Annotated in this window: 1 pseudogene; it reads left to right on the top strand. The window is 27.2% G+C overall.

Annotation, left to right across the window (positions count from 1 at the left end):
* Positions 1-349: pseudogene (locus tag FUA24_RS24890) on the top strand (M1 family metallopeptidase); the annotation flags it as partial.

Consider the following 349-nt stretch of genomic DNA (forward strand, 5'->3'; position numbering starts at 1 on the left):
TATTAGCATCAAACGCTTCAAATGAAATTAAAATTAAAATAATTAACCAAAAACCAGCTATAATTAATAAAACCAGTTTTAATAATCCTTTAAAAGTACGTCAAGCTATTGTGCAAAACCTTGTTGAGATTCCTTCAGCATTAAAAACATCATATGAATCGCTTTTAAATGATGCTTCATACATAACCATAGAAACTGCATTATTTAATTTATGGCGAAATTTTCCTGAAGACCGCTCAAAATATCTCAATAAAACAAAGGGAATAATTGGCTTTCAAAATAAAAACATAAGAATACTTTGGTTAACATTGGCTTTAATTACCGATGATTTTGAAACTAATAATAAAGC

The organism is Seonamhaeicola marinus (assembly GCF_008085455.1).